Origin of the sequence: Chryseobacterium sp. PTM-20240506, from assembly GCF_048296755.1 — a bacterium.
GTDB classification, from domain to species: domain Bacteria; phylum Bacteroidota; class Bacteroidia; order Flavobacteriales; family Weeksellaceae; genus Chryseobacterium; species Chryseobacterium proteolyticum.
Map to the genome: position 1 here is coordinate 979,869 of NZ_CP182581.1, position 14,972 is coordinate 994,840.

Here is a 14,972-nt window from a genome sequence, read left to right on the forward strand (position 1 = left end):
AAAGAAATAAAAAATCCCACATTACTGTGGGATTCTTTTTATCTAGGTCCGGGAGGACAATGTTCTTTTAAATATTGGGTAAACAATGTAGCCAGGTGAAGCGAAGTTCCTTCTCCTTCACTGATTGAGTGTGTCCTGTTAGGGTAGGACATCAGCTGGAACTGCTTGTTGTACTTGATCAGCTCATTCACATAGACCTCTGTATTCTGATAATGCACATTATCATCTCCTGTTCCGTGAACCAGCAGAAGGTTCCCTTTCAGATTTTTAGCATAAGCAAGAGGAGATCCGTTTACAAAATCTTCTCTGTTTTCCTGTGGAAGTCCCATATATCTTTCCTGGTAGATATTATCATAGAACAATTGATTAGCCACCGGAGCAATCGCTATCCCTGTCTGATAAATGTCCGGATATTGTCCCAAAAGATTCAGTGTGGAAGAACCGCCACCGCTCCAGCCCCATACGGCAACTCTGGAAGTATCAATATAAGGCCATTTTGCAAATAAAGCTTTAGCTCCCATTGCCTGATCACGGATGTTCAGCTGTCCTATTTTACGGTAAACAGATTTTCTCCATTCACGACCTCTTGGAGCCGGAGTTCCACGATTTTCAAGTGAAACATATAAATAGCCATCCTTTGCCATATCTCCGATATATAAGCCGTTCCAGCCCGTATAAAAGCTATCGGTTACGGTTTGGGCTCCAGGTTCTCCATATACTGTAAAGACGATCGGATATTTTTTATTCGGATCAAAGTTTTTAGGTTTTACCACCCATCCGTCCAGGGTAATTCCATCCTGTGTTGTAATCTGGAAAAATTCGGCCTTAGATCTCGAAGGGTCTGCTTTGGTGGAATTTTTTGCAGCTACCAGTTCTTTATGATCAGGAAGCGATATAATGGAACCATTGGAACGGGCATTAACACTGCTGTTACTAAATATCGCCAGTTTTCCATTGGATGAAATGCTGTATTTGTTAGTTCCAGGATAAGACTCAGGAGTAACCCTTTCAGATTTCCCGCCGTTCATGCTCACTTTGTACAAATATTCCTGAGTGGCGTTCTTTGGTGAAGCTAAAAAGTAAATCAGTTTGTTAGGAACATCAAAAAATTCCGGTTTTATCACATCAAAATCATCTTTTGTAATCAGTGTTTCTTTTCCGTTCAGGTCTATTTTATAAATGTGTCTCCATCCGTCTTTCTCAGATAACCATAAAAATTCTTTACCATTGTTGATCCAGTCCCATCCGCTCGGATCATTGTCGTTCCAACGGGATTTGATATCGATCCACGCAGGATCCGTTTCGGTATAAATGGTTTTACTGTTTCCTGAATTGGCATCGGCCACAATTACCTTACTCTGGTTTTGTTTTCTGTTCAACTGCTGTAAAATAATAGATTTGGAATCCAACACCCATTCCATTCTCGGAATATAGTTCTGCATTTCATCCCCTGCAATATTTGCTTTTTTTGAGGACTTTGAAGCCAAATCATATAACCAGATGCTACAACCAGAAGGATTTTCTCCAACTTTAGGATATTCTACGGGAATCGTAAAAGAATATAGGCTATCAGTATTATTGATCATCAGGAAGTTCTTGGTTCCACGTGCATCCAGTTTCCAATAAGCAATTTTACTTCCATCCGGAGACCATCTGAATCCATCCTGAGTCCCGAATTCTTCTTCATAGGCCCAGTCAAAAGTTCCGTTGATGATCCTGTCTGTTCCGTCATTCGTAATTTTACTGTACTTGTTGTTGGAAAGATCTTCGATGTATATGTTATGCTTAGATACATAAGCTACCTTTTTCCCGTCCGGTGAGAATTTGGCAAACATCAGGGATTCACCGGGTAATCCTTTTCCAAGCTGTGTCAGCCTTTTACTGGCTTTATCAAAAATCCAGTAATCACCGCGGGTATTGTCCCGCCATACCTTCCGGGTATTGGCAAAAAGCAAAAGGCTTTTTTCATCCGGAGACACCTCGAAACTTTGTACATCCAGAGCTTCTGAACTTCCTGGTGGAATTAATTCGCTCGAACTTAAAAATGTCTGGTTCTTTCCGGGATTTAATAAATTTACGGTTTCAATTCCGTTTTTGGTAAATGAATAATAAGCATTGCCATCAGGCGTCCATTGTGTTTTTTGCGCCGCAAGAGGCGACAGGCACAGGAAACACAGTGCAATGTTAATCAGTTTTTTTATGCTTCTCATATAATAATTAATTAAGATATATGTTCTTTTCTGTAATTCTCAATTTCTTCCACAGTTTTAATCAATCCGTTTCCCAGAAGTTTGTATCCCTCATTCGTAATCACGAAATCATCTTCGATACGTACGCCTCCAAAATTCCGGTATTCATTAACTTTATCGTAATTAATAAATTCTGCATTTTTATTTTCAGCCTGCCATATATCGATCAATTCAGGAATTATATAAATACCCGGTTCAACCGTTACCACGAAACCGGTTTCTAAAGATTTACCTAAACGTAAAGATTTTAGCCCAAATGTTTTTGTATCCTTTGGTTCATCTTCAGTATATCCTACATATTGTTCCCCAAGGTCTTCCATATCATGAACATCAAGCCCCATCATATGTCCTAATCCACACTGAAAAAATAGGGTATGGGCATGATTTTTTACTGCTTCTTCCGGATTTCCCTTCATTAATCCTAAATCGACAAGTCCGTCTACCAGATGCCGGGACGCTTGTAAATGAATATCCCTGAATTTTACACCTGGTTTTAAAAGACGCTGGGCATTTTCAAAAGCATTTAGAACTACCTCATAGATTTCCTTTTGCTGGGTACTGAAAGTTGTACTCACAGGAAATGTTCTGGTGAGATCGCCGGCATATCCCATTGCTGTTTCAGCTCCTGAGTCATTCAGGAAAAGATCTCCGTCTTTCAAAGTATTAAGGCGGTAGTGATTGTGCAGGATGCCTCCGTTTATCGTTACGATTGGCGGATAGGACATCTGGCATTCTTTATCTCCTGCCAGGTGCTGAATTGCATTGGCAATTTCATATTCTTTAACTCCGGGTCTTGCCATGCGCATTGCCAGCAGATGCATATCATTGGATACATTTACAGCCTGTTCTATCTGAACGATCTCTTGAGGTTCCTTTACCGAACGTTGTTTTACAATCGCTTTGATCATCTCTACAGAGGGCTGTAATTCTGCTACTTTAATTCCCAAAAGATCACTTAGCAAAATTTTATTGAAAGATTGATATGGTGGAAGATAATGCACCTTCCGGTTAGCTGTTTTTGCCTTCAGAATGTATTGGGAAAGTTCCTTGTAGGGTAAAGTTTCTGATACTCCTGATTTCTGGCTTTTCTCTTTCAGTGTTTCCTGTCTTCCCATCCATACGATATCATCGATGCTCAGCTCGTCGCCGAAAATAATCGTTTTATTTTCATCGATGTCAATGATAGCGGCAATACGAGGTTCCTGAATTCCAAAATAATACAGAAAAGTACTATCCTGGCGGAAATAATAGGGATTATGTTCAAAATTAACAGGGTTCTCTATATTCCCTAAAAATAAAAGAATCCCGTTCTTTATACTGCCTTGTAATGCAGTTCGTCTATCCTGATAAGTCTGTGCTGAAAACATATAATGCATATAATTTTGATAAGGTTTAAAGTTACAATTTTGTTATATTTCTAAAGGATTTGTTCACGAAAAATAAATAGCAGGTAAAGTTTGGATTTTAAAATGATATACAGTGTTTATATTTTGCTTAAATTCGACCATATTTTAACACCATATTCTTTCATTACAAAATTCTGATCCTGTATGAAAAGTCTTCAGTTTTCAGTTCCTGCTGATACCAGCAAAAGCATCCGTATTCAAGAGGATATTATGCCTAACTTCTACCCCCATTTTCATCGGCATACCGAAGTCCAGATCATGTGGATCATTGAAGGACATGGAACATTAGCCATAGAACAAAACCTTTTCGCTTTTGAAGCCGGTGATATTTTCTATATCGGAGCCAATCAGTCACATGTTTTCAAAGGTGATTTTAATAAAGGAGAAAAACAAAAAGTTCATGCCGTATCCATCTTCTTTGATCCCCATAAAAAATTATCTCCCATCTTTAACCTACCCGAATTTGAAGAGTTGAAACATTTTATGGATCACTCTGAAGTGGGCTTCCAGATCGCTTCTGAGGTAAAAGCCGAGATAAGCGTCAGCATCAACGAATTGAAAAAATCGAAGGGTATAGATCAAATTCTAAGCTTTATAAAGATCCTCACTCATTTGATGCAAAACAGAAATCTACACATTCCATTATCAGCAGAAAAAAATATGCCTGTTGAGATTTCTAATTATGATCAACGCATCATAGATGCCCAAAACTATATCAGGAAAAATTTTGCCCAGAATAAGCTGACTCTTGATCGTATTGCGAAGGAAGCATGTATGACTCCACAGGCTTTTTGCCGCTCTTTTAAAAAGAGGACCGGAATTACTTATATTGAATTCCTTAATGAATTACGGGTACAACGCGCATGCAAACTGCTGATCTCTTCCACCATGTACAATATCTCGTCAGTAGCTTTTAACAGTGGTTTTACGAGCCTGACTAATTTTAACCGGGTTTTTAAATCAATTATGAAGCATTCTCCCAAAGAATATCTTAAGCGGTACAAAGACACCATTTTGGATTAAAAAGACACCATGTTAAAATATGGTTACAATTCATTAAAATATTAACATTCGTCGATTTAAAATTCCGGTAGTTTTGGAGAAAAATATAATTTGATTATGAATACAAAACTTAACTGGGAAGGTATTTATCCGGCAGTGTTGACTCCATTCACAAAAGAGGGGAATATAGATTTTGAAATGTTTGCTAAAAATACAGAAGCTCAGATTGAAGCGGGTGTCCATGGAATCATATTGGCTGGAACATTAGGAGAGGCAAGCGCTTTGGAAACAGAGGAAAAATTTGAACTATTAAAATATGCAAAGAAGATTACAGCTGGAAGAATCCCTGTCATTTTGAATCTTTCTGAGAATACTACAAAAAATGCAATCAACTTTGCAAAGAAAGCTAAAGAACTAGATGCAGATGGATTGATGTTACTTCCTCCTATGAGATATAAAGCGGACAGCCGTGAAGTCGTAGAATATTTTAAAGCCGTAGCAACTGCGACTGATCTTCCTATTCTTATTTATAATAATCCTGTTGATTACGGAATTTATGTAACTCTTGATATGTTTGAAGAGCTTATTGCTTATCCTACAATCCAGGCCGTTAAAGAATCTACAAGAGATCTGGCCAATGTTACCAGAATGATCAACCGTTTTGGCAAAAGAATTAAAATTCTTGGTGGTGTAGATACCATTTGCCTTGAAACTCTGATACTGGGTGCTGATGGTCTTGTTGCCGGTTTGGTCGATGCATTCCCTAATGAAACAATGGCAATGTATAACCATGCTAAAGCTGGAAACTATGATAAAGCAGTTACGATCTACAGATGGTTCATGCCTTTACTGGAATTGGATATTCATCCTAAACTTATTCAATACATCAAACTTGCAGCAACCGCAGAAGGGATAAGCAATCCTTATGTAAGAGCTCCAAGATTAGAACTTCAAGGCGAAGAAGCTGAAAAAATCAATACAATTATTGCAGATGGAATAGCGAATCGTCCCTCATTAGATTAATGTCATAGATACAGTTATGATTGAAGAAACATCAAAAGAAACTATTGATCGAAAAATTCAGAAGGCAACTGAGGCTTATCAGTTCCTGAAGAATTCAACGATAATGGAACGTGCGGCGTTAATGAACGCTATAGCAGATAAAATTGAATCCCTGGGAGATGAACTTCTGGAGACAGCACATGCTGAGACTTCATTACCTATGACCAGACTTGCAGGTGAAAAAGCAAGAACAATAGGACAATGGAGAGGTTATGCTAAAGCAGTAGCAACAGGGATCTACACCGAACCAAGAATTGATCTTCCTCAACCGGATAAACAAAAAGGAGATCTGAGAAAATACAATATAGGATTGGGTCCTGTAGTGGTTTTTGGAGCCAGTAACTTTCCATTTGCATTTTCTACTGCGGGAGGAGATACTGCCAGTGCAATAGGTGCAGGAAATCCTGTTATTGTAAAAGTACATCCTGCACATCCCAAAACTTCGCAGATCATGGCAGAGGCTATAACAGAAGTGATAAAGGAACAAGAATGGCCTGAAGGTATATTCAGCGATATTACAGGAATATCAAATGATGTTGGAGCTTATTTAACTCAACATAAAGATATTAAGGCTGTTGCTTTTACCGGTTCATTTGCTGGTGGGAAAGCTTTATTTGACCTCGCCAATCAGCGCGAGGAACCTATTCCTGTATTTGCAGAAATGGGAAGCATCAATCCTGTATTTGCCTTTCAGAGTGTATTCCAAAACAGAGCAGAAGAATTGGCAAAGGAATATGCTGCTTCTTTAACATTGGGTGCAGGTCAATTCTGTACCAATCCTGGTGTATTTATAGCGTTGAAAGGAGAGGGACTGAATAGATTTGTCAATGCACTAAAAAAAGAAATTCAAGGGATTACTCCTGCCAACATGCTTCATAAAGGAATTTTTGAAAATTTTGAAAAACATAAAAGGACAGCTTCAACACAACCAGAGGTTCACCTTATTGCCGAATCTCATACGGAAGCCCAGGAATGGCAAGGACGTGCAAGTGTGATACAGACCAGCGGCAGAAACTTCATTAAAAATCATCTTTTAAGTGAAGAAGTTTTCGGGCCTTTTGGTATCGTTGTCGAATGTGAGAGTCATGAAGAAATTATTCAAATTGCTCAACAGTTAAAAGGACAGTTAACCATAACCGTAGCAGCTACAGTTGAAGATGCACGTGAAAATTCTGATGTGATTAATCTTTTAAAAGATAAATGCGGAAGATTATTATTCAACGGAATGCCAACAGGTGTTGAAGTTGTTTATGCCATGCAGCACGGAGGACCTTTTCCATCTACCACAGATACCCGTTTTACATCAGTAGGACCGGATGCCGTGAAACGATTTGTCCGTCCGATCTCTTTTCAGAACTGGCCGGATGAATTTCTGCCGGAAGAATTAAAGAATGAAAATTCACTACAAATTAACAGAATTGTTGATGGAAAAATTCAGTCAGAACCAATAAAATTATAACAGATGAACAGAACATTTTTTTGTATCGACTCCCATACTTGTGGATGCCCTGTACGCCTTGTGGCTGGTGGTGGACCCATGCTGGAAGGGAATTCTATGATGGAACGCCGGCTTCATTTTATGAAAGAATATGACTGGATCCGAAAAGGATTGATGTTTGAGCCAAGGGGGCACGATATGATGAGTGGCAGTATCCTTTATCCACCTATTGATGAAGCTAATGATGTCGGTGTTTTATATATTGAAACCAGTGGATGCCTTCCCATGTGTGGGCATGGAACCATCGGAACAGTCACCATCGCTATAGAAGAAGGCTTGGTTGTTCCAAAGGTTCCCGGGAAATTACGGCTGGAAACTCCCGCTGGCCTTATTCTTATTGATTATGTTGAGGAAGGAAAGAAAGTAAAATCTGTAAAACTAACGAATGTAAAATCTTTTCTGTACGCCGAAGATCTGGAAGTAGATTGTTCGGGTTTGGGGTCTATAAGAGTAGATGTAGCCTATGGTGGTAACTTTTATGGAATTATCGATCCTCAGGAAAATTTCAAAGATATCTCTGGTTTTACAGCCAGCCAGTTAATCCATTATGGAAAAATGATCAGAAAGCTTTTGAATGAAAAATATAGTTTCATTCATCCTGAAGATGAAAACATTACAGGATTAAGCCACATTCAGTGGACAGGTAAGCCTACAGATCCTAAAGCAAATGGACGTAACGCAGTTTTAGTAGGTGAAAATGCTCTGGATCGATCTCCTTGTGGTACGGGAACTTCTGCAAGAATGGCGCAATGGTATGCTAAAGGAAAACTAAAAGAAGGCGAGGAATTCATTCACGAAAGTTATATCGGATCCCAATTTATAGGCCGGATTGAAGGAACCGCAACCGTTGCCGGAAAACCAGCCATTATCCCTTCAGTTGAAGGCTGGGCGAGAATTACAGGGTATAATCATATTATTATTGACGACGAAGATCCATACTGGTTAGGATTTCAGGTTATGTAAACAGACAAATGACACAAAATAAAGGAAAAGCACTGGTTATTGGTGCAGGAATCGTAGGATTAAGCTCTGCATACTACCTCTTACAAAAAGGCTGGCAGGTAGAAATTCTGGAACAGAATGATCTGTCCAACAATTGCTCTTATGGCAATGCAGGAATGATTGTTCCGAGTCATTTTACACCTTTAGCTGCACCAGGAGTAGTGACACAAGGTATCCGATGGATGTTTGACAGTAAGAGTCCGTTTTATGTAAGACCTTCACTAAGCTCACAACTACTATCCTGGGGGTTGAAATTTTTAAAACATTCCAATCAGAAGCATGTAGATCGTTCTGCATCGGCTATCCGGGATCTTAATTTAGCAAGCAGCCAGCTTTATAATGAGCTCGCTAAAAAAGAAGAATTTAATTTTGAGCTTACTCAGAATGGAATCCTTATGCTTTATAAAACAGAAAAAGTCGCTGAAGAAGAAATTGAACTTGCTCATACTGCTATCAAATTAGAACTGCCTGTTGAGATTCTTGATCAGAAAGAAATTCAAAGCTTAGAGCCGCATGCTAAGCTGGATGTCATTGGTGGAATTAATTATAAATGTGATGGTCACATGAATCCTATAAAACTGATGAGTCAGATGATCTCATATCTTAAAAACAATGGGGTTGTTTTCTATACTCAACATGAGGTAACGGGATTTGAAATACAAGGAAGAACAATTAAAGGCATTATTGCAAATGGCAAAAAATTCACTGCAGATCATTATGTAATGACGGGAGGGTCTTTTCTTCCGGAACTGGCACAAAAAGCAGAAATTAAAATCCATTTAATGCCTGGTAAAGGATATTCATTCATGCATCAACCAGACAACCCATCCAACAAACTGGAACACGCTGCATTATTACTGGAAGCCAGAGTAGCAGTAACGCCAATGGGAGGACAAATACGCTTTGGGGGTACCATGGAGCTTGCACCTCATCGTGATAAAAAGAACATGAACAGAGTAGAAGGTATTGTACAATCAATCCCTAAGTATATGCCGGACTTTCAGGTACAAATACCAAAAGAATCTGATGTTTGGTTTGGATACAGACCCTGTGCTCCAGACGGACTTCCATATTTAGGACAATCTTCTAAACTTGACAATTTAATTATTGCAGGTGGCGGTGGAATGATGGGACTCAGTCTTGGACCCGTTTTTGGAAAAACAGTTTCCGAAATCGCCAATGGTCAAAAACCAACAGCCGATATCAGTAAATTCAATCCCGAAAGATTTAGCTAAAAATTACATTTTACATTCGACATTTTACAATTCAACACCAAAATCACACCATAATTAATAATGAAAACAACACCTATCACAATGATGCTATTATTACTCAATTTCCTGCTTTGCTATTCATGTGAAAGCAAAGAATTGGAGACCATAACAGACCAGCCAGAGGCAAAACCCACAACTATGGCTAAGAATGTTTCTTTAATCGGCGAACAGAGAGAATACACTTTTTCACCCGAAGCAGGTGGAGAGAGAAGTTACTACATTTCGATTCCTGAAAATTATGACGATACTAAAAAATACCGTTTGGTTTTTGTTTTTGCAGGAACAGATTCGACCGGAGAATTTATGCATGAATGGATGGGACAAGGTTGGAATTCCAACACTCCTGGACTGGAAAAATTAATGGACAATACAATTTTTGTTTATCCTGATCAGAAATACATATGGGGTACTGGAACAGGTTGGGCTCTTGGAAGCTATGCCGGACAATATGGAGGAATGCATGATATTCAATTCACAAAAGAACTTCTTGCATTGATCAAAAATGAATATACCATTGATAACAACCGTATTTTTGCTACCGGACATTCCTGGGGCGGTGATATGACCAATGTTACAGCTTATTTCTTAAATGGAGTATTCACAGCTATTGCTCCCATAGCATCCAATAGACCATTTTGGTTTGAAAATAGCAATGGTAATTATGTTGCTAATTCCAATTATCACGGAAACACGGCCGTGTGGGTGTTCTTTGGGCTTAATGATGATCATTTTGGTAACATCAGTCCTAATGGGCTCTTCGGAATACAGCAAGCTGATTTCTGGAGACTGAAAAACGGAACAAGCGGTACCCCCACATCTACACCAATTGGAAGCAGTACTGATGTTACAAAAACGTATGGTGGGGGCACAGCAGCCGTAAAGCTTAGCCTTTATAAAACCGGACAATACTCAGGCAGTGGCAGTCTTCCTGGTCACCAACCCCCAGATTATTACTTCAAAGCAGTAACAGATTGGTTCAAAACTTTTTAATTGACACATTTCTAAAACAAAACACCACCATTTAAAACAACTTAAAATTTTCCTCCTACTGAGGGTGGCAAATCAAAGATTTGACAGGTGGTCTATTAAAAATAATAAATATATAGTTGAATGTTGATAAGGCTTAATGACCAACAATGGCGTTAAGCCCTTTCTGATTAATATCATTACTCATTTTACAGTTATTTATGTAATTTTATAATCGTTAAAATATTCTTATGCATTATCAAGACGATACCATCATCATACGTGAGTTTACCCATCAGGAATTACCTCTTTTTCTTTCTCTTTTCGAAAATAAAAACGTTACCAGCTTTCTGCCCCATAAAACCCATCAGGAATATATAGAAATGTTCGAAAAAGCTTTATCAGATTATAAAGAAGGTTCACTCAGCAGATGGGGAATTTTTAATGCTGAAAATAATGACTTTATAGGAATGGGGGTTGCCAGAATCTTTGCAGATCATCCTGAACAAACCGAAATCGGATACGTACTCAGTGAAAATTATTGGGGAAAAGGGGTAGCAACTCTTGTATGCAAAGCCCTTGTCGGGTATTGTCTTTCACTAAGAGAAACAAAAGATATCGTTGCCGTAACTGATCTGGATAATATCGCATCACAAAAAGTTCTTGTTAAAAATGGCTTTAACAGGATGGAAAACCTGGCAAGGGAAAATGAGGAATTGGCCTATTTTATATTTCAGAAAAATTAAATAAGTATGTTTGTTTAATTCTGCCCGGTTTGCGGAAAAAACATCTCACTTCTCATTCCCACTCAGAGATTTCTTATTTGCATAGTAATTTCTAATCCCCGTTGAAATCTGCAAGGAATAATCGGTGGTTACATAATTTTCTCCTTTGTAGCTGATCTCATTTGCACCCGGCGCGATATCTTTAAAAAATTGTCTGAATGATTCCGGGGAATAATTCTGCCGTGTTGTAGAACTTTTAAAATCACCAAGAGGCAAAGTAACGCCTCTATCATTTACTGCTGCATTTCCGTGACAAGAGATACAGGATGAGACAGGATTATCAATCGGACCATTAAGCCTTCCACCCAATCCATGATATTTGAGAAAAGCAGCATAATAATTTTCTTTCGACCCGATCAATGCAGGATTAATAAATGATTCCGTTAATTCCCGGTTGATAAATGCACCATCCCGGTTAAGATCCTTCACCACACCCGAATCATTCCCCCAGCTTAATCCTACCGGAACCATTCTCTCCCAGACTGTTTTTCCTTTCTCTGATCCATCATACATAAACGTACCGTATACCCAACCCGTTTTTAATGCTCTATGATCTTTTACAGCAATATCGATCTGCAGTAACCGAACAGTACGATCAATCCTTTTTTTGTTGGCACACTCGGCATTGGGATTGCACAAATAGATATTTGCTTTCCATTCAAGCGTATTGTTCAGGAAGGGAAGCTTTTTGGTATCGGCATCTGTAAACAGCAGCTTAAAACTTACCGTTCCTTCGGGGAAATGGGATTTCCCGGGATCAGGACTTTGTTTTGCTCCCGGCCAGACTTGCCCTAACGTATATCCTCCCGGAGAATTATATATACCGACTGCCCAGTTTTCCAGCTCAACATCCTGAAGATCGTGCAGTTTGTATTTTGGGGTTGCAAATTCTCTTGTCAGGCCATGGATATACTCCCGACCATTTCCTATATAGTCAGTACCTGCATATTTTTCATCATCGTGAAGCCATGGAGCATGGTACCATTTTCTGATCCGGTTTTCCTGACCTCTGAAATTCACGTCTGTATTACCTTCCAGACAATAGTGTAAAACCGTATGCATGTAAAGCTGAGGATCTTTGGTGAAATCAATACTTTGCCAGGGATAATTTTCTAAAACCAATTCTTTAGGATAGTCCTGACTCAGCTCAAAAGGTTTCAATCCCACAGGAGGCACATAATTAGCATTATAGCTTGGATATAAAGATGCAGTATATATGATCTTTTTTGTTATCGTTACTTTCTTGAAAGACACTCTATTTTGAGGGGATTGCTGGCAGCCAACCAGAAAAATAAGTACCATTAAAATACTTAAGAACTCTAATCTTTGTCTCATATCAATAGTTTGATCATAAGGATAACAGGTTAATCTTAAAGCGAGTAGGGGTCTTTTAAAACTTAATATGTACTATTAAAAAAGTTCTCTATGCAGCTTTTCAAGATCTCTTCAGAATAAATAATTACTGTCCTGACGGGTGGCCAATCAACAATTTTACAAAATGGCTATATATTCCCACCTGAAAAACATTTCATTAATAAAAGAAAATGTTATAACTTGCAGTCATTATGATGTCCAAACGTTGCAAATATGCTTTAAAAGCAATGGTCAGGTTAGCAAGAAATTACAATCAGGGCTTTCTGCCTACGTCTGTTATAGCACAAGATGAGCATATTCCCAGAAAATTTTTAGAACAAATTCTTTTAGAGCTGAAGAGGGTAAAACTGGTGAACAGCAAACAGGGAAAAACAGGAGGATATTATTTACTGAAATCTCCTGACGAAGTTTCTCTCGCTGATATTTACAGGATTTTCGACGGTCCTATTGCATTGGCGCCATGTGTTTCCTTAAACTTTTATGAACCCTGTGATGATTGTGTGGATGAAGAAACCTGTTATCTGAGAAATGAATTTATTATCGTAAGGGAAAAAACAAGAAAAAGCATGATGGAGGCCACTCTGACTACGTTTATGAAAAAAAGTTAGTTTTTTTTAATTTTAAATACTACTAATTTGGTAGGATTAATAGGATTATATATATTTGCAGGAATAATTTCAATCTCAAATGGAAAATAATCTGAAAAAAGAATTCGAAAAACTGCTTGAAGAAGTCTCTGACCATGCTGTTAATACTGAGTTTCTACAATTACTTGCAGAAAGGTTTCCGGGTGAGGTTATTTTTTCAACAAGCTTCAGCTACGAAGATCAAATAATCACTCACCTGATAAAAAATCTTGATATTGATATTTTCACGTTGGATACCGGGAGGCTCTTTGAACAAACCTATGAAACATGGACAGCCAGCAGGGCTTTCTTTAAAAAGAACATCAAAGCCTATTATCCCGATACGGAAGAAATAAGAGAGTTTGTTTCACAAAACGGACCGGACTCATTTTATCAATCGGTGGAGCAGAGGAAGGCATGCTGTACAATCCGTAAAGTACACCCTTTGAAAAAGGCATTGCAGGGTTATAAAGTATGGATAACTGGATTGAGATCCGAACATTCTGCCAACAGACAAAATATGCCGCAATTGGAATGGGACGAAGATAACAGGATCATCAAATTCCATCCATTGCTTCACTGGACTTCAGACCAGGTCCTGGAGTATGTTCAGACTAACCACTTACCCTATAATCATCTGCATAAAAAAGGATTCGTCAGCATTGGCTGTGAGCCCTGTACAAGAGCTGTAAAAGAAGGTGAAGATTTCAGGGCAGGCCGCTGGTGGTGGGAAGATGCCAGTAAAAAAGAATGCGGTTTACATATCCATAAATAAAGAAAAAAATATGTCAAAATATCATTTAAATTATCTCGACCAGTTAGAATCTGAGTCTATTTATATCTTAAGGGAGGTCGCGGGACAGTTTGAGCGGCCCGCATTGCTGTTCAGTGGAGGAAAAGACAGTATTGTTCTGGCTCATCTTGCTTCAAAAGCATTCCGTCACGGGAAGATCCCTTTTACATTTGTTCATGTGGATACCGGACATAATTTTCCGGAGGTTCTTAATTTCAGGGATCAGCTGGTGAAAGAGCTGGAAGTGGACCTTGTTGTAAGAAAAGTAGAAGATACGATAAAAGCTAAAAGCCTTACAGAACCTAAAGGCAAATTTCCAAGCAGGAACTGGCTGCAAACCTATACTTTACTGGATACCATTGAAGAATTTGAATTTGATGCCTGTATAGGAGGTGCCCGCAGAGATGAAGAAAAAGCTAGGGCGAAGGAAAGAATTTTTTCTGTGCGTGATGAATTTGGACAATGGGATCCTAAACTCCAACGTCCCGAACTATGGAATATCTTCAATGGAAAAATTCATAAGGGAGAAAATGTAAGAATTTTTCCAATCAGCAACTGGACCGAACTTGATGTCTGGAATTATATCCGAAGAGAAAAAATTGAATTGCCATCAATTTACTTTTCGCATGACAGGGAGGTGGTAGATTTTAACGGACAATGGATTGCCAATTCAGAACATGCTTCCTTAGAAAGCCACGATTTTATTACTACAAAAAAAATACGGTATCGTACGGTAGGCGATATGACCTGTACCGCAGCGGTTGAATCTCATGCTGTAACCATAGATGCAGTAATCGAAGAAATTGTTGCAACCCGCATTTCCGAACGTGGAGAAACAAGGATCGACGACCGTGTAACAGAAGCCGCTATGGAAGATAGAAAAAAAAGAGGCTACTTTTAATCGTCTATCATCTATCATTTATAACTAATCATTT

General features: G+C 38.6%; 13 protein-coding genes. 10 read left to right on the plus strand and 3 right to left on the minus strand.

Features of this window, described 5'->3' with window-relative positions; translation table 11 throughout:
• Nucleotides 1-38: 38 nt before the first annotated feature.
• Nucleotides 39-2,210, minus strand: coding sequence for a S9 family peptidase (locus ACNFU2_RS04225; protein WP_273648095.1), 2,172 nt, complete (start codon nt 2,208-2,210; stop codon nt 39-41).
• A gap of 11 nt (nt 2,211-2,221) precedes the next feature.
• Entirely contained in the window at nt 2,222-3,616 is a 1,395-nt protein-coding gene (locus tag ACNFU2_RS04230; RefSeq protein WP_273648096.1) for an aminopeptidase P family protein, read from the minus strand.
• Between the two features lie 183 nt (nt 3,617-3,799).
• On the opposite strand from ACNFU2_RS04230, the gene ACNFU2_RS04235 reads away from it, so the two are divergent.
• The 7 genes from ACNFU2_RS04235 to ACNFU2_RS04265 all read left to right on the plus strand — a co-directional run bounded on the left by ACNFU2_RS04235 (nt 3,800) and on the right by ACNFU2_RS04265 (nt 11,205).
• Nucleotides 3,800-4,678 carry an AraC family transcriptional regulator gene (locus ACNFU2_RS04235; RefSeq protein ID WP_273648097.1) on the plus strand — a complete coding sequence of 293 codons (879 nt, stop codon included), beginning with the start codon at nt 3,800-3,802 and terminating at the stop codon, nt 4,676-4,678.
• A 96-nt stretch (nt 4,679-4,774) separates the two neighbouring features.
• Entirely contained in the window at nt 4,775-5,680 is a 906-nt protein-coding gene (locus ACNFU2_RS04240) for a dihydrodipicolinate synthase family protein (protein WP_273648098.1), read from the plus strand.
• 16 nt (nt 5,681-5,696) lie between these two features.
• A complete protein-coding gene (locus tag ACNFU2_RS04245) occupies nt 5,697-7,178 on the plus strand; it encodes an aldehyde dehydrogenase (NADP(+)) (protein ID WP_273648099.1) in 1,482 nt (493 codons plus the stop codon).
• A gap of 3 nt (nt 7,179-7,181) precedes the next feature.
• Complete coding sequence (locus ACNFU2_RS04250; protein WP_273648100.1) at nt 7,182-8,180, plus strand: 4-hydroxyproline epimerase; 999 nt, start codon at nt 7,182-7,184, stop codon at nt 8,178-8,180.
• Between the two features lie 8 nt (nt 8,181-8,188).
• Entirely contained in the window at nt 8,189-9,454 is a 1,266-nt protein-coding gene (locus ACNFU2_RS04255) for an NAD(P)/FAD-dependent oxidoreductase (protein WP_273648101.1), read from the plus strand.
• 81 nt (nt 9,455-9,535) lie between these two features.
• A complete protein-coding gene (locus tag ACNFU2_RS04260) occupies nt 9,536-10,483 on the plus strand; it encodes an alpha/beta hydrolase family esterase (protein ID WP_273648102.1) in 948 nt (315 codons plus the stop codon).
• Between the two features lie 227 nt (nt 10,484-10,710).
• Nucleotides 10,711-11,205, plus strand: a complete 495-nt coding sequence (locus ACNFU2_RS04265; RefSeq protein WP_273648103.1) for a GNAT family N-acetyltransferase — start codon at nt 10,711-10,713, stop codon at nt 11,203-11,205.
• Nucleotides 11,206-11,250: 45 nt separating this feature from the next.
• On the opposite strand, the gene ACNFU2_RS04270 is transcribed toward ACNFU2_RS04265, so the two are convergent.
• Nucleotides 11,251-12,579, minus strand: coding sequence for a hypothetical protein (locus ACNFU2_RS04270; protein ID WP_273648104.1), 1,329 nt, complete (start codon nt 12,577-12,579; stop codon nt 11,251-11,253).
• 230 nt (nt 12,580-12,809) lie between these two features.
• Here ACNFU2_RS04270 and ACNFU2_RS04275 point away from each other — a divergent pair, with 230 nt between their 5' ends.
• The 3 genes from ACNFU2_RS04275 to cysD all read left to right on the plus strand — a co-directional run bounded on the left by ACNFU2_RS04275 (nt 12,810) and on the right by cysD (nt 14,938).
• Entirely contained in the window at nt 12,810-13,226 is a 417-nt protein-coding gene (locus tag ACNFU2_RS04275) for an RrF2 family transcriptional regulator (RefSeq protein ID WP_172282551.1), read from the plus strand.
• A 79-nt stretch (nt 13,227-13,305) separates the two neighbouring features.
• Nucleotides 13,306-14,019 (plus strand): phosphoadenylyl-sulfate reductase, encoded by a 714-nt coding sequence (locus ACNFU2_RS04280; protein WP_172282549.1) that lies wholly within the window; start codon nt 13,306-13,308, stop codon nt 14,017-14,019.
• A 10-nt stretch (nt 14,020-14,029) separates the two neighbouring features.
• Nucleotides 14,030-14,938: a sulfate adenylyltransferase subunit CysD gene (gene cysD / locus ACNFU2_RS04285; RefSeq protein ID WP_273648105.1), complete on the plus strand. Its 909-nt coding sequence runs from the start codon at nt 14,030-14,032 to the stop codon at nt 14,936-14,938.
• Nucleotides 14,939-14,972 lie beyond the last annotated feature (34 nt).